This window comes from Microbacterium sp. AG1240, from assembly GCF_003635115.1.
Lineage (GTDB): Bacteria > Actinomycetota > Actinomycetes > Actinomycetales > Microbacteriaceae > Microbacterium.
This window is the reverse complement of record NZ_RBXJ01000001.1, coordinates 1513516-1531732: the sequence shown is the minus strand read 5'-3', so window position 1 is coordinate 1531732 and position 18217 is coordinate 1513516. Positions and strand designations below refer to the sequence as shown.

Genomic DNA, 18217 nt, shown 5'->3' with positions numbered 1-18217 from the left:
GAGGGTGCGAATGGGCCGGCCTGTACGCCGGGTTCTGTCCGGGGGCGTGAGCCCCGTGGACGGTCATCTCTCTACGCGACACGTTGCCGTGCCGCTCTAGCGGCCTACCCGGGGACTCGGCGAGCCGCGTCAGCATCCCCTGTATGGCCTTGCTCCGGACGAGGTTTACCGTGCGGGTCGTGTCACCACGACCCCGGTGGTCTCTTACACCACCCTTTCACCCTTACCCCGGCGCCTCGACGAGCGAGGCACCGTGGCGGTCTGCTCTCTGTGGCACTGTCTCGCGGATCACTCCGGGTGGGTGTTACCCACCGTCCTGCCCTGTGGAGCCCGGACGTTCCTCGGCACGGGCGAACCCGTGACGCGACCGTCCAGCCGACCCATTCGCGTGGTCGAGTCTAGGCGGCGTTCACGCCTTCTCCGCGCTGTCGGCGATGTGCACGTCGAGTCGGAAGTCGACGGGGAAGCCGCCGAAGAGCAGGCGACCGGCGGATGCTGCGGCCTCGACGATCGCGTCGGCCGCCGCATCCGCGTGCTCGGCCGGCGCGTGCACGACGACCTCGTCGTGCAGGTAGAACGCGAGATGCGCCTGCCGAGCGAAGACCGGGCCGGATGCGTGCGCGGCCCGCTCGGGCTCGACGACGGGCATCGCCGCGAGGCGGTTGCGCAGCTCGGCCATCCACGCGAGCGCCCATTCCGCGGCGGTCCCCTGCACGACGAAGTTGCGGGTGAACCGGCCGCGGTCTCGGCCGACGCGACGAGCGAGCTCGGTGTCGGCAGCCGATGCTGCGTCGTCGGTCGCATCCGACTGCACGTCGCGCCAGGCGCGTGACGGCGGGGGCGACGTGCGCCCGAGCCAGGTGGACACCACGCCGCCGTCTTCTCCGGTGCGGGCCGCGTCGTCGACGAGCTTCATCGCGCGAGGATATGTTCTCCGCAGCTGCGGAACGAGACGCCCGCTCTCGCCGGAGGTTGCGCCGTACATCGCGCCGAGGAGGGCGAGCTTCGCCTTTTCGCGGCCCTCCAGCTTGCCGCGCTCGGCGATGGCGCCGTAGAGATCGGCGCCCCGCGCGGCATCCGCCAGCGCGGTGTCGCTCGACATCGCCGCCAGCACCCTCGGCTCGAGCTGCGCGACGTCGGCGACGACGAGCTTCCACCCCGGGTCGGCCCGCACGGCCGCGCGCAGCGGACGCGGGATCTGCAACGCTCCGCCGCCCGACGACGCCCAGCGCCCGGTGACGACCCCGGCGGGCACGTACACCGGCCGGAAGCGATCGTCGTCGACCCATTCCGCGAGCCAGCTCCATCCGTTCGCGGTGAGAAGGCGCATCATGCGCTTGTATTCGATGAGAGGAACGACGACGGGATGCTCGTGCCGACGCAGCTCCCACCGCGAGGTCGATTCGACGTTGACGCCGACCCGGTGGAGTGCGCGCAAGAGCTTCGGCTGGGAGTCGAGGCTCGCCTGCGGATCGCCGAGTGCGTTGCGCACCTCCGCCGCCTTGGCGACGATGGCCGCGGGCAAGCCGCCGTGAGCGGGGCGCTCCCCCAGCATCCCGGTCAGGATCCGGTCGTGTTCCGCGGCGTTCCACGGCAGGCCCGCCGATCGAAGCTCGGAGGCGATCAGCGCGCCCGCCGACTCCGCGGCGGTCAGCAGGCGAAGGCGCCCCGGATCGGACGCCGTATCGAGAGCATCGCGCTGCCGGGTGAACTCGGCGAGGGCGCTGTCGAGATCCGCCGGCAACGCGTCGGCGCCCGAGGGGAGATCGAACAGTGCGGGCGCAGCATCCGTTCCGTCGACTCCGGCGGCATCCCAGGCGCGCGCCGACCGCACCGGGTGGCCGACGGCGACGAGTTCGGAGTCGCGCAGGATCGCGTGGCAGAGGCGCAGGTCGTGGCAGCGCGCGATCCTCACCCCTGCGGCGAGCAACGACGGGTACCACGCGGGGGTGTCGTTCCAGACCCACCGCACGGAGCCGAGCGACTCCTCGTGCGCGATCCGGGCCGTGAGGTTGGCGGAGCGAACACGCTCGGTGGCGATCGTTGCGCCCGTCGCATCGAGCGACGCCCACAGCTCATCGCCGTCGTCGCGCCCGAGGACGATCCAGTGGGGGCGCGGGTCAGCGCGCGTCACCGGAGTGGGCGCTCACAGCCCGGATTCTTCGGTGCGCACCAGAATGGCGCCGCATTCGGGGCAGTTCACCACGAGATTGTCGGCGGCCTGGCGGATCTTGTTCATGTCGGTGCCCGAGAGCACCATGCGGCACGCCTCGCACGTTCCGCGGTGCAGGTGCCCCGCGGCGTTGCCTCGCGTCGCGAGACGGTCGTAGAGGGCGACGAGCGCGGGGTCGATGTCGCCGGCGACAGCACCGCGGTCGCGCTGAGCGGTCTCGAGTTCGCGTGTCGCGTCGGCGACGACCTGCTTCGCCTCGGCACTCAGGCGCGCGCCTTCTTCGTTCGTCTCGGCGACGACGGCTTCCTGCTCGGCGACCGACGCCTCGGCCGCTTCGAGCTTCTCCATCACGACGAGCTCGGCGTCTTCGAGATCGGACTTGCGCCGTGCGAGCGCGGCGATCTCGCTTTCGAGACCCTGCGCTTCCTTCGAGTTGGTGGATGCGGCGAGCCGCCCGGCATCGCGAGCACTGCGCGCATCGACGACGGTGACGTCGCTCTCGATGCGTGACAGTTCGAGCTTGAGATCGTCTCGTACGCCGGCCCGCGAGGAGAGCTCCTGCGACAGCACGGAGCGCTGCTTGAGCAGCTCCTGCACGCGCGCGGCTTGCGGCGGGTTCTTCCGCGTGTTCTCAGCCCGTCGGATGCGGGCGTCGAGCTCGGCGAGGTCGAGCAGTCGGCGCTGGTCTGAGGGGTCGGCGTTCACGTGTCCAACCTACCCGCCGGTCTACGTCACGGGCGTTCACGGCTCGAGGTCGATGCCCGCTTAGACTGGTCTCGAGGGCCTTTAGCTCAGCTGGTAGAGCGCCACGTTTACACCGTGGATGTCGTCGGTTCGATCCCGGCAGGGCCCACCATTCGCCATCAGGCTCGATCTCGTCTCCCCGACGCCTCACGTGCGTCGATCATGCGGAAGAGGCGGCAGCGGTCATTGCAGTCCTCAGCCATCGGGATGCGGGGTCGGCGTCGGCTCGTTGATGCCAACGTTGTTCGACAGTGGCGACCGGAAGCTCGACGGGAACCCGGTGCGCCCGGATGGGGACGCCACGTTCCTGAAGGTGCGACGCCAGCAGCGACGGGATGAGGCACAGCACGTCGTCCTCCAGCGCCATGAGAGCGCCGACCGCGTAGGTCGGGACAATGGCGGCGACTCGTCTGGCATAGCCCTCGCGCTCGAGTGCAACGTCCAACGGGCCTCGATCGAGCCCGCGTCGCGATGCCGAGACGTGCGGGACCGAGCAGAGGTCCTCGAGAGTGAGGGATTGTCTCCTCCCCAGCTCCGAGGATGAGGAGACGACGGCGACGAAGGTGTCGGTGAAGAGCACAGACGCGAGCACATCCGACGGCGCGGGGTTGGCCACTCCGACGTCGAGATCGAGCGTGCCGTCGCGAAGGAGATCGGATTCCTTCGACTGCTGTGCCACGAACCGCAATTGCACGGAGGGCGCTTGCTGAGCCACGAGACGCGTCAGGCGCGGCGCCAGTACCGGCGAGAGCGCGTCGTTGATGCGGATGGCGAAGGTGCGCCGCCAGGTCGACGGATCTCCGACCGTCTCCGAGCGCAACCGATCGGCCTCGTCGAGCAGGGCCTTCACGCGTGCGGCGGTTCGTTGCGCGAAGGGGGTCGGCACCATGCCGCGACCCGCCCGCACGAGGATCGGATCGTTCATCGCGCGTCGCAGACGGCTCAACGCCCTGCTCGTGGCCGGGATGGACAGGTGGAGGCGCTCGGCAGCCATCGACACACTGCTGGTGTCGAGAACGGCGTCGAAGACCCGGAGGAGGTTCAGATCCATCTGCTCGATCGCCACGCGGTCATTGTCTCAGACGCAAACCCAGCTTGCGGTTGTTGCGCTTCCCGTTTCGTCGGGGACAGATCACGATGGTCCTCGGGCGACGGGCTCCTTGAATGAACCCCGCCTTCATCGCACCCCGAACCCTTTGGAGGGACCATGCCCAGGATCGTACGGCCGAGCGCATTCGGTGGTCCTGACGTGCTCACCGTTCACCAGGTCGACATTCCGACACCGGGACCAGGCGAGGTCGTCGTGAACGTCCGTGCCGCTGGCGTCAACCCGCTGGATTGGAAGCTCTACAGCGGCGCGTTCCACGACGTCGACGACGAGGAGAAGGACGCCGCGGGTCTCGCCGAGGCGCTGCCCCGCCTCGGCATGGACTGCGCGGGCGTGGTGACCTCGATCGGGTCCGACGTCGAGGGCGTCGAGGTCGGCGATGAGGTGATCGTCTATCCCGTGACTGCTGCATACGCCGACTACGTCACCGTCGATGCGTCATCGCTGATCCCGAAGCCCACGCGGCTCGGGTGGGAGGAAGCCGGCGCTCTCATGCTCGCGGGCCTGACCGCCGCGCACGCTATCCATGCCGCCGGGGTCGAGCCGGGTGACACGGTACTCATCCATGGTGGTGCCGGGGGCGTGGGTCTCATGGCCGTCCAGCTCGCTGTCGACCTGGGAGCTTCGGTCATCGCGACCGCGGCGCCTCGAAACCACCGCTTGATCCGGGAGCTGGGCGCGACCCCCGTGGCCTACGGCGATGGACTCGCGAACCGCGTCCGTGACGCAGCCCCCGATGGCGTAGATGCCGCGATCGATGCGGTCGGTTCCGACGAGGCCCTCGATGTCTCCCTCGAACTCGTCGCCGACCCGGCGCGCATCGCCTCCATCACCGGCTCCGACCGTCGGCTCGGCACCGGTATCAAGCTTCTCGGCTATGGTCCCGGGCAAGACGCGGGGATCGAGTATCGCAACTCCGTCCGGGAGCACCTCGCCGAGCTCGCCGGCGCCGGGAACGTCCGCGTGATCGTCGCCAAGACCTTCCCACTGACCGAGGCCGCCCAGGCGCACGAGTTCGGACAGTCCGGTGGAGGCACGGGGAAGATCGTGCTCCTGCCGTGAGCCTGCCTCCGACCGTGACCAGTTCGGTGCGCTCGCTGCCTAGGCCGTGCCTCTCGTCGCCCATACTTCTCGCACGGCCTCGGTGCTGGTGCACGGCTCGATCGGATCGGGAACGTCGGCCAGCGTCTGCAGTTCGCGCGCGACCGCGTTCTTGCTCATCCCCAGCGCCTCGGCGATGTGCCGAACCGGGTGCACGGGGTGGATCTCGAGGAGGGCACGTATCGCCTGCGTCTGAACGGTGCGCAAGACCCGCTGCCGCGCGGCGGCGTCGGAGGCGGCGCGTGCGACGGCCCGTTTAATCTGCTGAGCGTCGGCGCCCACCGCGAACCCCGTGCTGAGAGGACCGGGCGATTCGCCGTCCCGGTGCGCAACGGATGCTGCGCCGCAGGGATCGTCGCCATCGGAAGCCCGTTGCGCACGGGGGGCCTGTTGCTCAGCGCCCGCGCCGCGGGCGGTGGGTGGAGTGCCTCGGTACGGTGTCGACATCCGCGTCCAATCGAACGTGGAGTCGGCGGGGTGCTCGACGACACGTGGTCTTACGGAGCCCCGCGGTCGTGCGGCACCACCCGATCCAGTGCCCCTTTTCGACGCCCGAACTGTTGCCACTCTAGGTCACGGTGTCCCCCATATGGGGGACACGCCGCGACCAATGAGCGATCGGATACCTCATCCGACCGACGAGGAACACCCCCGGGGCGACCCCCGCGCCGCCTCCGTAACGTGGCCCACTCGGGCATGGCCGCTCCGGCATCGCCCTCGCCATACGCCGAAGGAGATCGACTCATGAGCCAGCCAGCGCAGCAACAGAACGTCCCCGGCACGGAGGCGCAGCTCGAGCCGCTCGCCGACCACGGTGAGCAGAGCTACGTCGGATCAGGCCGCCTGCAAGGAAAGATCGCCCTCATCACGGGAGCGGACAGCGGAATCGGCAAGGCGGTGGCGATCGCTTACGCGCGCGAGGGAGCGGATGTCGCGGTCGCGTACCTCTCCGAGCACGAAGACGCGCGCGACACCGCGCGCTGGGTCGAAGAGGCGGGGCGACGCGCGATCCTCCTGCCCGGGGATCTCTCCGATCCGGCGACCTGCCGGCGGGTCGTCGCCGAGACGGCCGAGCAGCTGGGCGGGCTCGACATCCTCATCAGCAATGCGGCGTTCCAGATGTACCGCGACGACATCACCGACATCCCCGACGAGGAGTGGGACTTCACGCTCGCCACGAACCTCAGCGCGTATTTCCACCTCGCCAAGGCCGCGGTCCCCTTGCTGAAAGCAGGATCGGCGATCATCGCCACCTCCTCGATCCAGTCAGACTCCCCCACTCCGCAGCTCCTCCCCTATGCGATGACGAAGGCGGGGATGGCGAGCATGACGGCTTCGCTGGCGCAGATGCTGGGCGAGCGCGGCATCCGCGTCAACGCCGTGGCACCCGGTCCGATCTGGACGCCGCTGATCCCCTCGACGATGCCCGCGGAGGTGGTGGAGTCCTTCGGGGGCGACACCCCGCTCGGCCGCCCGGGTCAGCCCGCCGAGCTCGCCGCTGCCTACGTGCTGCTCGGCTCGGACGAGGGCAGCTACATCTCGGGCGCCGTGCTGCCGGTCACCGGAGGCAAGCCCATCCTCGGCGCGTAACGCGGTCGGCGCCTTCAGCGTCAACGAAGGATGCCGCGTTGCCGAGCTGTGGAGATCGCCGCGGTTCGCGACGCGACCCCGAGTTTGGTGAAGATGTGGGCCAGGTGCGACTTCACGGTCGTCTCGCTCACGAAGATCGCCGAGGCCACCTCGGTGTTGGAGAGGCCGGAGGCGACGAGCTCCAGCACCTCGATCTCCCGCGAACTCAGGCTTGCCTGCGGCGCACGCATCCGGTCGAGCAGACGCGAGGCGATCACGGGCGCCAGCGCGCTCTCCCCCGCCGCTGCGGCACGCACGGCGCCGATGAGCTCGTGAGGCGGGGCATCCTTGAGGAGATAACCGCTCGCTCCCGCCTCCACGGCGCCGAGGATGTCGGCGTCCGAGTCGTCATTGGTCAGAACGAGCACGTACGGTGCGGCGTCGAGGGCACGGATGCGGCGCGTGGCCTCGGCGCCCGAGCCCGCTGCACCCGATCCGAACTGCAGATCCATCAGCACGACGTCGGGGTTCATGGACTCGGCAAGGGCGACGGCATCGTCGGGCGTCGCGGCCTGGCCGACGATCACGAGATCCTCCTCCAGATCGAACAGAGCGGCCATTCCCGCCCGCACGATCGGATGGTCGTCGGCGATCACGAGCCGGATCACGCGGCTCCCTCCAGAACGAGATCGACGGCGAGGGTCGTGCCCCGGTCGGGCGTGGAGTCGATCGACAGGGTGCCGCCGAGCTGGTCGATGCGCTCGCGGGTCGCGCGCAGACCGAACGAGTCCGAGCGACTCCGCGAGGCGCTGGCCGCTGATTCGGGATCGAAGCCCGTGCCGTCGTCTTCGATCGTGAAGCGCAACCGCTCGCGATCGGTGGTGAGGGTGATGGTGGCGTGGTGGGCCTGCGCATGCTGGATCGCATTCGCGACGGCGCCCTGCGCCACCCGCAGGAGGGCTGTCTGCACGTGCATCGGCACCGACACGCTGTCGGCCACCCGCACGTCGACCGTCAGTCCTTCGACGGCCCACTGCGTGCGGGCGAGGCGGCGCAGTGCCCCGCCCAAGCCCCTGTCTTCGAGGTCGGGCGGGGTGAGTTCACGAATGAACCTGCGTGCTTCGGCGAGATTGTCGGCGGCAGTCTCCCGCGCGAGACGGATGTGTTCGATTCCGGGTCGTGACGGATCGGCGCGCTCTGCGGCATGGAGAAGCATCTGGATGCTGGACAGGCCCTGGGCCACCGTGTCATGGATCTCCCGGGCGAGCCGGGCTCTTTCGGCGAGAACGCCCGACTCGTGCTCGGTGGCGGCGAGCTGATCGCGCGTGGCGAGGAGCTCGTGCATGAGCGCATCTCGCTGCTCGGCCTCTCGGGCCAGAGCCTGGTAACCCAGCCCGATCAACAGGGCGACGGCCGCGCCCACGATGGGCCCCACGACCCCGCCGACACTCCATCCGCCGTGGAGACCGAGCGCGCAGATCGCGATCGCCGTCGCGATGACGATGGCGGCGGCGCCCCACCACCTGCCGAGGAGATGCAGATAGAGGAAGAACAGCGGAAAGACGAGGTACGACGCCTCCGGCGTCAGCCAGAGAAGCGCGATCCACTCGACGGAGAGAAGCCCCAGCCAGATCGCGCCGCCCATTCGGCGGCGACGTGCCCGCCGAGCGATCGACGCCCCGAGCGCGTACGTCGCCAGCAGCAACAGGGCGAGGCCGATGATCGCTGCCTCGGCGTCGGCGCGCGTCAGCACCGCCCGCGCCATGACGAGCACGGTCAGGGCGCCGAAGACGACGTGCAGTCCGACGCGCAAGCCCACGAAGACAGGGGTCAGCGCGGTGTGGGCCATGGTCGAAATCCTACGCAGCGGGGTGTTCCCCGCATCCTTCGAAAGGACGATCCGCAAGACGGCTTTTCGGCCCGACGAGGCTGTGCCCGCGGGCGATGTCGCCGGGGCCACGAGTGGCGAGAGTGGACTGCGTCGCCGCACCCTCACATCGTGTTCGGCAGGAAAGGACCCCCATGTTCGTCGCTCTTCGCGACCTCCGTTTCGCTCGCGGACGGTTCATCCTCATAGGTTCGGTGGCCGCTCTGATCACTGTGCTCGTCGGATTCCTCAGCGGCCTCACGGGAGGCCTCGCCACTCAGAACATCTCCGCGGTTCTGGCGCTTCCGGGCGACCGGATCGTCTTCGCCGAGCCGTCGGGTGACGCGCAGCCGACCTTCGCCGACTCCGTCATCAGCTCCCGCACCGTCGACGAGTGGTCGGCGACCCCCGGTGTCGACAAGGTCGCGCCGATCGGTGTGAGCCAGACCCGTGCCGAGGCCGGCGATGCGCGCACCGCCGTCGCCGTGTTGGGTGTGCAAGCGGGTATCGACGGTGCCCAGGTCGGGGGCGACGGCTCCGTCGTCGTCTCGAAGACGGTCGCCGAGGCGCTCGACGTCTCCGCGGGCGACGCCCTCACGATCGCGGGGACGTCGTACACCGTGAAGTCGGTCGTCGCCGACCTCTGGTACAGCCACACCCCGGTGGTGCAGATGACGCTCCACGATTGGCAGGCGTTGTCGGCGGTCACCGGCAACCCCGGCGCATACGCCACGGTGATGGCCGTCACCGGCAATCCCGACTGGGCAGCGGCTGATGCGGCCACCGCAACGGTGTCGACGACGCCGCTGCAGTCGCTGACAGCGCTGGCGTCGTTCCGCTCGGAGATCGGATCCCTGCTGCTGATGGTCGCACTGCTGTTCGGCATCTCGGGGCTCGTGATCGGCGCGTTCTTCACCGTGTGGACGATGCAACGCAAAAGCGACATCGCCGTCCTCAAGGCACTCGGCGCGAGCACCGCGTCTCTCATCCGCGACGCCCTCGGGCAGGCGCTCATGGTGCTCGTCATCGGGATCGGTGTCGGACTCGCCCTCGTCGCCGTCCTGGGCGGCCTGGCGGGTTCCGCCCTGCCGTTTCTGCTCAGCCCTCTCACCACCATCGTTCCGGGCGCGATCATGATCGCCCTCGGTCTCGCCGGGGCGGCGTTCGCCCTGCGATCCGTCACCTCCGCCGACCCCCTCACCGCACTCGGGAGCAACCGATGATCCGACTCGACGACGTCACCCTCACCTTCCCCGACGGCGATTCCCGCATCACCGCGGTCGACCACGTCACTCTCTCGGCACGTCCCGGCACCGTGACCGGCATCACCGGACCGAGCGGATCGGGAAAGTCCAGCCTCTTGGCCATCGCCGCGACGCTCATCCGCCCCGATTCGGGTCTGGTCCTCATCGACGACGTCGATGCGACGGCCCTCAGCCCTAGTGAAGCGACGGCCCTGCGGCGCGAGAAGATCGGAATCGTCTTCCAGCAGTCCAACCTGATCCCCTCTCTCACGGCGCGCGAGCAGCTCGTCGTCATGCACGAACTCCGCGGCCGTGGTCGCAGGAGCCGCAGCGCCGCGCGCACGAAGGCCGGCGCCCTGCTCGAGGCCGTGGGGCTGCCCTCCCACGCCGACAAGCGTCCTCACCAGATGTCGGGAGGCCAGCGTCAGCGGGTCAACATCGCGCGCGCCCTGATGAACGATCCGCGTGTACTGCTGGTCGACGAACCGACCAGCGCCCTCGACCAGGAGCGCGGAGCCGAGATCATCGAACTCATCCTGAGGCTCAGCGGGGAGACGAACACCTCGACCCTTCTCGTGACCCACGATCTCGTGCATCTGCCCCGCATGCACGACGTGAAGAACATCGTGGACGGACGACTCGTCGAGGCGGCACACCTGCTGCGATGATCCGGATGCTTCGCGACTCGCTAGGCTGGTCGATGGTGCGTTGTGCGGATCGAACAAAGCGATCCGCGTTGCCATGGTGAGTGTCTGGCATGATCTGCCAGCCGAAGAAAGGTCTTCTGTGACTGTTCACGACCAGGATCCGTACTCTCAGGGGCCGCAGGACAGCGATCCCGAAGAGACCTCGGAATGGCAGGAATCGCTCCAGCAGCTGGTGGAGGCCAAGGGCCCCCAGCGTGCGCGCGAGATCATGCTGAGTCTTCTCAAGGAGTCGAAGGACCTGCACCTCGGGGTGCCGATGGTTCCGACGACCGATTACATCAACACGATCGCGGCCGAGAACGAGCCGGAGTTCCCCGGCGATGAAGAGGTCGAACGCCGCTACCGCGCGTGGATCCGCTGGAACGCGGCCGTCACCGTGCACCGGGCGCAGCGTCCCGGCATCGGCGTCGGCGGTCACATCTCGACCTACGCCTCGTCGGCCGCCCTCTACGAAGTGGGCTTCAACCACTTCTTCCGCGGCCAGGACCACCCGTCCGGCGGCGACCAGATCTTCGTGCAGGGCCACGCCTCCCCCGGCACCTACGCCCGCGCGTATCTCGAGGGTCGTGTGACCGAGGCGCAGCTCGACGGATTCCGTCAGGAGAAGTCCGCGGCGCCCAACGGCCTTCCGTCGTACCCGCACCCGCGTCTCATGCCGGAGTTCTGGCAGTTCCCGACCGTGTCGATGGGACTCGGCCCGATCAACGCCATCTACCAGGCGATGTCGAACAAGTACCTCACCAACCGCGGGATCAAGGACGTCTCCGACTCGCACGTCTGGGCGTTCCTGGGCGACGGCGAGATGGACGAGGTCGAGAGCCGCGGTCAGCTCCAGGTCGCCGCGAACGAGGGCCTCGACAACCTGACGTTCGTCATCAACGCGAACCTGCAGCGCCTCGACGGCCCGGTCCGCGGAAACGGCAAGATCATCCAGGAGCTCGAGAGCTTCTTCCGCGGCGCGGGCTGGAATGTCATCAAGGTGGTCTGGGGTCGTGAGTGGGACGACCTGCTCAAGCGCGACACCGAGGGTGCCCTGCTGAACCTGATGAACATCACCCCCGACGGTGACTATCAGACCTACAAGGCCGAGAGCGGCGCCTACGTGCGCGAGCACTTCTTCGGTCGCGACGAGCGCGCCGCCGCCCTGGTCAAGGACTACACCGACGACCAGATCTGGAACCTCAAGCGCGGCGGCCACGATTACCGCAAGGTCTACGCCGCGTTCAAGGCTGCCCAGGAGCACAAGGGTCAGCCGACCGTCATCATCGCGAAGACCATCAAGGGTTACGGCCTCGGTCCGCACTTCGAGGGTCGTAACGCGACCCACCAGATGAAGAAGATGACCCTCGACGACCTGAAGTCGTTCCGCGACGTGATGCACATTCCGATCACCGATGCGCAGCTCGAGGAGAACCCCTACCTTCCCCCGTACTACAACCCCGGGCCGAAGGACGAGGCGATCCAGTACATGCTCGAGCGCCGCAACGCGCTGGGCGGCTTCCTCCCCGAGCGTCGCACGCACCACGTGGGCCTCGAGCTTCCCGGTGACGCGGCCTACGCGCTGCCCAAGAAGGGCTCCGGAACGCAGGAGATCGCCACGACGATGGCGTTCGTGCGTCTGCTGAAGGACCTCCTCCGCGTCAAGGACTTCGGGCACCGCATCGTGCCGATCATCCCCGACGAGGCGCGCACGTTCGGTATGGACGCGTACTTCCCGACGGCGAAGATCTACAACCCGAACGGCCAGCACTACACCTCGGTCGACCGCGAACTGCTGCTCGCCTACAAGGAGAGCCCGCAGGGCCAGATCATCCACGTCGGCATCAACGAGGCGGGCGCCGTCGCGGCGTTCACCGCGGCGGGTACCTCGTACTCGACCCACGGCGAGCCCCTCATCCCGGTCTACGTCTTCTACTCGATGTTCGGCTTCCAGCGCACGGGCGATGCCCAGTGGGCAGCCGGCGACCAGATGGCCCGAGGCTTCATCATCGGCGCAACGGCCGGGCGCACGACCCTGACCGGCGAGGGCCTGCAGCACGCCGACGGTCACTCGCACCTTCTGGCCTCGACCAACCCGGCGACGGTGTCGTACGACCCCGCATACGGGTACGAGATCGCGCACATCGTGCGCTCGGGCATCGACCGCATGTACGGCGGACAGCACCCCGACCCGAACGTCATGTACTACATGACGGTCTACAACGAGCCGATCGTGCACCCCGCCGAGCCGGCCGATGTCGACGTCGACGGCATCATCCGCGGCATCCACCGCATCTCCACCGGCGAGGGAGACGGCGCGCGCGCCCAGATCCTCGCCTCCGGCGTCGGTGTGCCGTGGGCTCTCGAAGCCCAGCAGCTGCTCAAGGACGACTGGGGCGTGGGGGCCGACGTGTGGTCGGTCACCTCGTGGACCGAGTTGCGCCGCGACGGTCTCGCCGCAGACGAGCACAACTTCCTCCACCCCGACGAGGAGCCGCGCCAGGCGTACATCACGGAGAAGCTGGCGGGAACGCCGGGTCCGGTCGTCGCCGTGAGCGACTTCATGCACGCGGTGCAGGACCAGATCCGTCCGTGGGTCCAGCACAACTTCTCGACCCTGGGTGCCGACGGGTTCGGTTTCTCCGACACCCGCGCGGCCGCGCGTCGCTTCTTCAAGATCGACGGCCCGTCGATCGTGGTTCGCACGCTGCAGGCGCTCGCGCAGGAGGGCACGGTCGACCGTGGTCTCGTCGCGCAGGCGATCGAGAAGTACAAGCTGCACGACGTGACCGCCGGCACGAGCGGCAACGCGGGCGGCGAGAGCTGATCCACTCGTGACGCGCGGCGGAGTCGTCCCGATGGACAAAACCGAGACCCTGGCCTGGCTGAAGCGGATCTCGGGCGACCTGGCCACGGCGACTCTGAACAGGCTCGAGGAATCGCTGCCCTGGTACGCGGAGATGCCGCCTGCGCGACGATCGGCCGTCGGCCTCGTCGCGCAGGCGGGCATCACCTCGTTCATCACCTGGTACGAAGACCCCACCTCCACGCCGTGGGTCGCGGCTGACATCTTCGCGGCGGCTCCCCGCGAGCTACTGCGAAGCGTGAGTCTTCAGCAGACGCTGCAGCTCATCCGGGTCACGGTCGAGGTGACCGAGGAACGGGTGCGGGGCAAGGGCGGTCAGCTTCGCGAAGGGATCCTGCTCTATTCGCGCGATGTGGCCTTCGCTGCCGCCGATGTCTACGCCCGTGCCGCCGAGGCGCGCGGGCTCTGGGACGCCCGGCTCGAGGCGTTGGTCGTCGACTCGATCCTCACGGGCGAGACCGACGAGGAGCTGCCCAGCCGCATCGCGGCGCTCGGCTGGCACGGTCACGGCGAGGTCGCTGTGCTGGTGGGCACGACTCCCCCGCAGCTCGACGTCGACCAGGTGCGCCGCACCGCGCGCAAGCTGGGCGTCGACGTTCTCATCGGTGTGCAGGGATCCCGTCTCGTTCTGGTCGTGGGGCGCGCCCAGCTCGCGGGTCGCGTCGACGAGACGACCGTCGAGCTGCCCTTCGACGAGATCGCCCGCCGTCTTGAACCGGGCTTCGGTGACGGCCACCTCGTGCTCGGACCGACGGTGCCCGCCCTCGTGGAAGCCAGTCAGAGCGCACGCGCCGCACTGGCCGGCTTCGCCGTCGCCCGCGCGTGGCGACACGCGCCGCGGCCGGTCGAGGCCGACGACCTGCTGCCCGAGCGTGCGCTGGCGGGCGATGCCGTCGCCAAGCACACCCTCGTCGAGCGCATCTACCGTCCACTCCATACGCATAGCCCCGACCTCGTGGCGACGCTCTGGAGTTATCTCGACAACGGTCGATCGCTGGAAGCCACCGCGCGCGAACTGTTCGTTCACCCCAACACCGTGCGCTATCGACTGAAGCGCGTCTCGGAGGTCATCGGGTGGGATGCGACGGGACCACGCGAGGCCCTGATCTTGCAGACAGCGCTCATCCTCGGTTCGATCGGTACGGACGCGACGCGTCGCCGTCCGTCGACCCTTCGACGCCACGCCCCCTGACCGCCGCGCGCCGACACGGCGCGCGTCTTATCGACACTCGACAACGGATCGTGGCATTGTTGTCCCGCTTCCGACAGATGTCTCCCCACGAATATTGACAGGATGGATCCCGTGATCATCGCCGTCTTCCCCGGGCAGGGTTCTCAGACCCCCGGCTTCCTCGCCCCGTGGCTCGAACTCGACGGAGTGCGCGAGCGCGTCGAGGCGTTCTCCGACCACTCCGAGGTCGATCTGATCGCCGCCGGCACCGAATGGGACGCCGACCGCATTCGCGACACCCGTGTCGCCCAGCCGCTGATCGTCGCGGCCAGCCTCATCTCCTGGGAGGCCCTGCAGTCGCGCGTCGCGCAGCCGGCGGCCGGATTCGCGGGTCACTCGGTGGGCGAGATCGCCGCGCTCGTCGCCGCCGACGTGATCTCCGCCGCCGAGGGCATGCGGCTCGTGGGCCTGCGCGGACGCGCGATGGCGGATGCTGCGGCCCTGACCGAGACCGGTATGAGCGCCGTGATCGGAGGCGACGAAGCCGCTGTGCTCTCTCGGCTCTCGGAACTCGACCTCACGCCCGCGAACTACAACGGGGCGGGTCAGATCGTCGCCGCCGGCACTCCGGAGGCTCTCGCGGAACTGGCAGCATCCCCGGTCGCCGGCACGCGGGTGATCCCCCTCGCCGTCGCGGGCGCGTTCCACACACGCTTCATGGAGCCCGCCGTCGAGGTGCTGCGTGCGGCCGCCGCTGACATCGAGCCGTCCGACCCCTCGGCGCTCCTCTGGACGAACTCCGACGGCTCGGTCGTCTCGTCGGGACGCGCGGCGCTCGACCTGCTCGTGGCCCAGGTCGCCTCGCCCGTGCGGTGGGACCGCACCATGGCGTCCTTCGCCGAGAACGGCGCGACCGGCCTGATCGAGTTCGCCCCGGCGGGCACGCTCACCGGACTTGCGAAGCGAGGCCTGCGAGGCACCCCCGCCGTCGCGGTGAAGACCCCCGATGATCTGGTCGCTGCTGCGGCCCTCCTGGAAGAAGTCACCGCGTGACCGCCGTACTCCGCCAGCCCCAGGGCGTGGCCCACACCCGCATCTACGCCTACGGTGCCGCACGCGGCGAACTGGTCGTCCCCAACGACGATCTCGTGGGCCCCATCGATTCCAGCGACGAGTGGATCCGTCAGCGCACGGGCATCGTCACGCGCGTCCGTGCCGAGAAGACGACGACGGCGATCGACCTCGCCGCGATCGCGGGTGCCGAGGCCATCGAGCGTTCGGGAGTCGCCGCATCCGACATCGACGCGGTGATCGTCGCCACGATCAGCAACCCGAAGCAGACCCCGTCGGTCTCGGCGATCGTCGCCGACCGCGTGGGCGCCAACCCGGCGGCCGCCTACGACGTCAACGCCGCCTGCGCGGGCTTCGCCTACGCGGTGGCGCAGGCAGATGCCCTCATCCGCGGCGGTATCGCCCACTACGCTCTCGTGGTCGGCACCGAGAAGCTGAGCGACGTCGTCGATCCCGCCGACCGCAGCATCTCGTTCCTCCTCGGAGACGGAGCGGGCGCGGCCGTGATCGGTCCCAGCGACACGCCCGGGATCGGACCGACCGTGTGGGGTTCCGACGGCTCGAAGGCCGATGCCGTGGGCATGAACCACACGCTCACCGACTTCCGCGATGGCGTCGCCCCCTGGCCCACCCTCCGTCAGGAAGGTCCGACCGTGTTCCGCTGGGCCGTCTGGGAGATGGTCAAGGTCGCTCGCGAGGCCCTCGAGCGAACCGGGATCGAAGCATCCGATCTCGCCGCTTTCGTGCCCCACCAGGCCAACATGCGCATCATCGACGAGTTCGCCAAGCAGCTCGGGCTGCCCGAGTCGGTCGTGATCGGGCGCGACATCGAGACGACGGGCAACACTTCTGCCGCCTCGATCCCTCTCGCGACGCACCGTTTGCTCCAGGAGCACCCCGAAGTCAGCGGCGGACTCGCCCTGCAGATCGGGTTTGGAGCCGGGCTCGTCTTCGGCGCGCAGGTCGTGGTGCTCCCGTAGGGGCGGCACGGCGAACTCTAGACTGATCAAGGCCCTTCGGGCCCACACCCTCAGAACAGGAGACACCATGGCATTCACCAACGACGAGGTCCTCGCCGGGCTGGCAGAGCTCATCACCGACGAGACCGGTATTTCCGCCGACGAGGTGGCTCTGGAGAAGTCGTTCACCGACGACCTCGACATCGACTCCATCTCGATGATGACGATCGTCGTCAACGCCGAGGAGAAGTTCGGCGTCACCATCCCCGACGACGAGGTCAAGAACCTCAAGACCGTCGGCGACGCCGTCACCTACATCACGTCGGCCCAGGCGTAGTACCTGCGGTGGGGGCCACCGCGCCCCCACCACATACCCCGAGGATCTTCATCACATGAGCACGACACGCATCGTCGTCACCGGCATCGGTGCCACCTCGCCCATCGGCGGGACGGCACCGGAGAGCTGGTCCGCCCTGCTGGACGGCGTATCCGGCACCCGGACGCTGGAGCACGACTGGGTCGAGAAGTACGACCTCCCGGTCACCTTCGCCGCCGAGGCGCTCGTGCGCCCCGAGACCGTGCTCGCCCGCCCCATCGCGAAGCGTCTCGACCCGTCGTCGCAGCTCGCGATGGTGGCTGCCATGGAGGCGTGGGAAGACGCCGGCAGCCCCGAGGTCGACCCCGAACGGCTCGGCGTGGACTTCGCCACCGGTATCGGTGGCGTGTGGACGCTGCTCGACGCCTGGGACACGCTTCGCGAGAAGGGGCCGCGGCGCGTCATGCCGATGACGGTCCCGATGCTCATGCCGAACGCGGCCGCCGGCAACCTCTCTCTCCACTTCGGTGCGCGCGCCTTCGCCCGCACCGTCGCCTCGGCCTGCGCGTCGAGCACCGAATCGATCGTGAACGCCGTCGAGCACCTGCAGGACGGCCTCGCCGACATCGTCATCGCCGGCGGAACCGAGTCGGCCGTGCACCCGATCACCATCGCGTCCTTCGCGTCGATGCAGGCGCTCTCGCGTCGCAACGACTCCCCCGAGACCGCTTCACGCCCGGCGAGCATCGACCGCGACGGATTCGTCATGGGCGAGGGCGCGGGCGTTCTGATCCTCGAGACCGAGGAGCACGCCAAGGCACGCGGAGCCAAGATCTACGCCACCGTGGTCGGCGGCGGAGTGACGGCGGATTCGTACCACATCACCGCCAACGACCCCGAGGGCACGGGCGCGGCGCGCGCCGTGCGCATGGCGTTGAAGGCGGCCGATGCGTCGCCCGACGACGTCACGCACATCAACGCTCACGCGACGTCCACGCCGGTCGGAGACCCGAACGAGTACACCGCGTTGCGCACCGTCTTCGGTGAGCGTGTCGACGAGATCCCGGTCTCGGCCACGAAGGCCTCGACCGGCCACCTTCTCGGCGGCACCGGTGCGCTCGAGGCGATCTTCACGATCCTCGCGATCCGTGACCGCCAGGCGCCCCCCACCATCAACCTCACCGAGCAAGACCCGGCCGTGCCGTTCCGGCTCTCCGGATCGACCACTCCGCTCGGCGACGGGCCGCAACTCGCGATCAGCAACTCCTTCGGTTTCGGCGGCCACAACGCCGTCGTCGCATTTGCCTCTGTCTGACGGACGCTGCACGCGAAGATGCCCCCG

16 protein-coding genes, 1 tRNA gene and 1 other RNA gene are annotated in these 18217 nt (G+C 68.9%); 11 read left to right on the top strand and 7 right to left on the bottom strand.

The window, feature by feature from the left end; translation table 11 throughout:
* Window positions 1–7: 7 nt before the first annotated feature.
* The 3 genes from rnpB to DEU34_RS07240 all read right to left on the bottom strand — a co-directional run bounded on the left by rnpB (window position 8) and on the right by DEU34_RS07240 (window position 2878).
* Window positions 8–383: RNase P RNA component class A (gene rnpB, locus DEU34_RS07250), an RNA gene on the bottom strand.
* Window positions 384–409: 26 nt separating this feature from the next.
* Window positions 410–2134, bottom strand: a complete 1725-nt coding sequence (locus DEU34_RS07245) for a bifunctional 3'-5' exonuclease/DNA polymerase (RefSeq protein ID WP_121149423.1) — start codon at window positions 2132–2134, stop codon at window positions 410–412.
* Window positions 2135–2146: 12 nt separating this feature from the next.
* Window positions 2147–2878 (bottom strand): zinc ribbon domain-containing protein, encoded by a 732-nt coding sequence (locus tag DEU34_RS07240; RefSeq protein WP_121149422.1) that lies wholly within the window; start codon window positions 2876–2878, stop codon window positions 2147–2149.
* Window positions 2879–2953: 75 nt separating this feature from the next.
* On the opposite strand from DEU34_RS07240, the gene DEU34_RS07235 reads away from it, so the two are divergent.
* Window positions 2954–3029 (top strand) — tRNA-Val (locus DEU34_RS07235).
* Between the two features lie 48 nt (window positions 3030–3077).
* Here the strand turns inward: DEU34_RS07235 and DEU34_RS07230 are convergent.
* On the bottom strand, window positions 3078–3983 hold the full coding sequence (locus DEU34_RS07230) for a LysR substrate-binding domain-containing protein (protein ID WP_259460057.1): 906 nt from the start codon (window positions 3981–3983) through the stop codon (window positions 3078–3080).
* A gap of 141 nt (window positions 3984–4124) precedes the next feature.
* Between DEU34_RS07230 and DEU34_RS07225 the strand changes: the two genes are divergently transcribed.
* A complete protein-coding gene (locus tag DEU34_RS07225; RefSeq protein ID WP_121149421.1) occupies window positions 4125–5087 on the top strand; it encodes an NADP-dependent oxidoreductase in 963 nt (320 codons plus the stop codon).
* A 39-nt stretch (window positions 5088–5126) separates the two neighbouring features.
* Here DEU34_RS07225 and DEU34_RS07220 read toward each other — a convergent pair whose 3' ends face one another.
* Window positions 5127–5408, bottom strand: coding sequence for a hypothetical protein (locus tag DEU34_RS07220; protein ID WP_121149420.1), 282 nt, complete (start codon window positions 5406–5408; stop codon window positions 5127–5129).
* A gap of 462 nt (window positions 5409–5870) precedes the next feature.
* Here DEU34_RS07220 and DEU34_RS07215 point away from each other — a divergent pair, with 462 nt between their 5' ends.
* Window positions 5871–6716, top strand: a complete 846-nt coding sequence (locus DEU34_RS07215) for an SDR family oxidoreductase (protein ID WP_121149419.1) — start codon at window positions 5871–5873, stop codon at window positions 6714–6716.
* 20 nt (window positions 6717–6736) lie between these two features.
* On the opposite strand, the gene DEU34_RS07210 is transcribed toward DEU34_RS07215, so the two are convergent.
* Together DEU34_RS07210 and DEU34_RS07205 are read right to left on the bottom strand one after the other, a co-directional pair.
* Window positions 6737–7363 carry a response regulator transcription factor gene (locus tag DEU34_RS07210; protein ID WP_121149418.1) on the bottom strand — a complete coding sequence of 209 codons (627 nt, stop codon included), beginning with the start codon at window positions 7361–7363 and terminating at the stop codon, window positions 6737–6739.
* Window positions 7360–8544 carry a sensor histidine kinase gene (locus tag DEU34_RS07205; protein WP_121149417.1) on the bottom strand — a complete coding sequence of 395 codons (1185 nt, stop codon included), beginning with the start codon at window positions 8542–8544 and terminating at the stop codon, window positions 7360–7362. Before DEU34_RS07205 ends, DEU34_RS07210 begins: the two co-directional genes overlap by 4 nt.
* Window positions 8545–8717: 173 nt before the next feature.
* On the opposite strand from DEU34_RS07205, the gene DEU34_RS07200 reads away from it, so the two are divergent.
* From DEU34_RS07200 to DEU34_RS07165, 8 genes are all read left to right on the top strand, one after another.
* Window positions 8718–9785: an ABC transporter permease gene (locus DEU34_RS07200; protein ID WP_121149416.1), complete on the top strand. Its 1068-nt coding sequence runs from the start codon at window positions 8718–8720 to the stop codon at window positions 9783–9785.
* The gene (locus DEU34_RS07195; protein ID WP_121149415.1) at window positions 9782–10474 is read left to right on the top strand and encodes an ABC transporter ATP-binding protein; all 693 of its coding nucleotides are present in this window, start codon (window positions 9782–9784) and stop codon (window positions 10472–10474) included. Before DEU34_RS07200 ends, DEU34_RS07195 begins: the two co-directional genes overlap by 4 nt.
* Window positions 10475–10592: 118 nt before the next feature.
* Entirely contained in the window at window positions 10593–13319 is a 2727-nt protein-coding gene (gene aceE / locus DEU34_RS07190; RefSeq protein WP_121149414.1) for a pyruvate dehydrogenase (acetyl-transferring), homodimeric type, read from the top strand.
* Between the two features lie 31 nt (window positions 13320–13350).
* Window positions 13351–14550 carry a CdaR family transcriptional regulator gene (locus tag DEU34_RS07185; protein ID WP_116646505.1) on the top strand — a complete coding sequence of 400 codons (1200 nt, stop codon included), beginning with the start codon at window positions 13351–13353 and terminating at the stop codon, window positions 14548–14550.
* 111 nt (window positions 14551–14661) lie between these two features.
* Window positions 14662–15582, top strand: coding sequence for an ACP S-malonyltransferase (locus tag DEU34_RS07180; protein ID WP_121149779.1), 921 nt, complete (start codon window positions 14662–14664; stop codon window positions 15580–15582).
* Window positions 15579–16580 (top strand): beta-ketoacyl-ACP synthase III, encoded by a 1002-nt coding sequence (locus DEU34_RS07175; protein ID WP_121149413.1) that lies wholly within the window; start codon window positions 15579–15581, stop codon window positions 16578–16580. The genes DEU34_RS07180 and DEU34_RS07175 overlap by 4 nt, the downstream gene beginning before the upstream one ends.
* A gap of 67 nt (window positions 16581–16647) precedes the next feature.
* Window positions 16648–16896, top strand: a complete 249-nt coding sequence (locus DEU34_RS07170; RefSeq protein ID WP_116646503.1) for an acyl carrier protein — start codon at window positions 16648–16650, stop codon at window positions 16894–16896.
* A gap of 55 nt (window positions 16897–16951) precedes the next feature.
* Entirely contained in the window at window positions 16952–18190 is a 1239-nt protein-coding gene (locus DEU34_RS07165) for a beta-ketoacyl synthase (protein ID WP_121149412.1), read from the top strand.
* The last annotated feature ends 27 nt before the right edge of the window (window positions 18191–18217 follow it).

Bases quoted from the DNA above. Each gene is read 5' to 3' on its own strand.
- DEU34_RS07205 (WP_121149417.1), bottom strand. From the start codon at position 8,544: ATGGCCCACACCGCGCTGACCCCTGTCTTCGTGGGCTTGCGCGTCGGA.
- DEU34_RS07225 (WP_121149421.1), top strand. From the start codon at position 4,125: ATGCCCAGGATCGTACGGCCGAGCGCATTCGGTGGTCCTGACGTGCTC.
- DEU34_RS07200 (WP_121149416.1), top strand. From the start codon at position 8,718: ATGTTCGTCGCTCTTCGCGACCTCCGTTTCGCTCGCGGACGGTTCATC.
- DEU34_RS07170 (WP_116646503.1), top strand. From the start codon at position 16,648: ATGGCATTCACCAACGACGAGGTCCTCGCCGGGCTGGCAGAGCTCATC.
- DEU34_RS07215 (WP_121149419.1), top strand. From the start codon at position 5,871: ATGAGCCAGCCAGCGCAGCAACAGAACGTCCCCGGCACGGAGGCGCAG.
- DEU34_RS07195 (WP_121149415.1), top strand. From the start codon at position 9,782: ATGATCCGACTCGACGACGTCACCCTCACCTTCCCCGACGGCGATTCC.
- DEU34_RS07185 (WP_116646505.1), top strand. From the start codon at position 13,351: ATGGACAAAACCGAGACCCTGGCCTGGCTGAAGCGGATCTCGGGCGAC.
- DEU34_RS07165 (WP_121149412.1), top strand. From the start codon at position 16,952: ATGAGCACGACACGCATCGTCGTCACCGGCATCGGTGCCACCTCGCCC.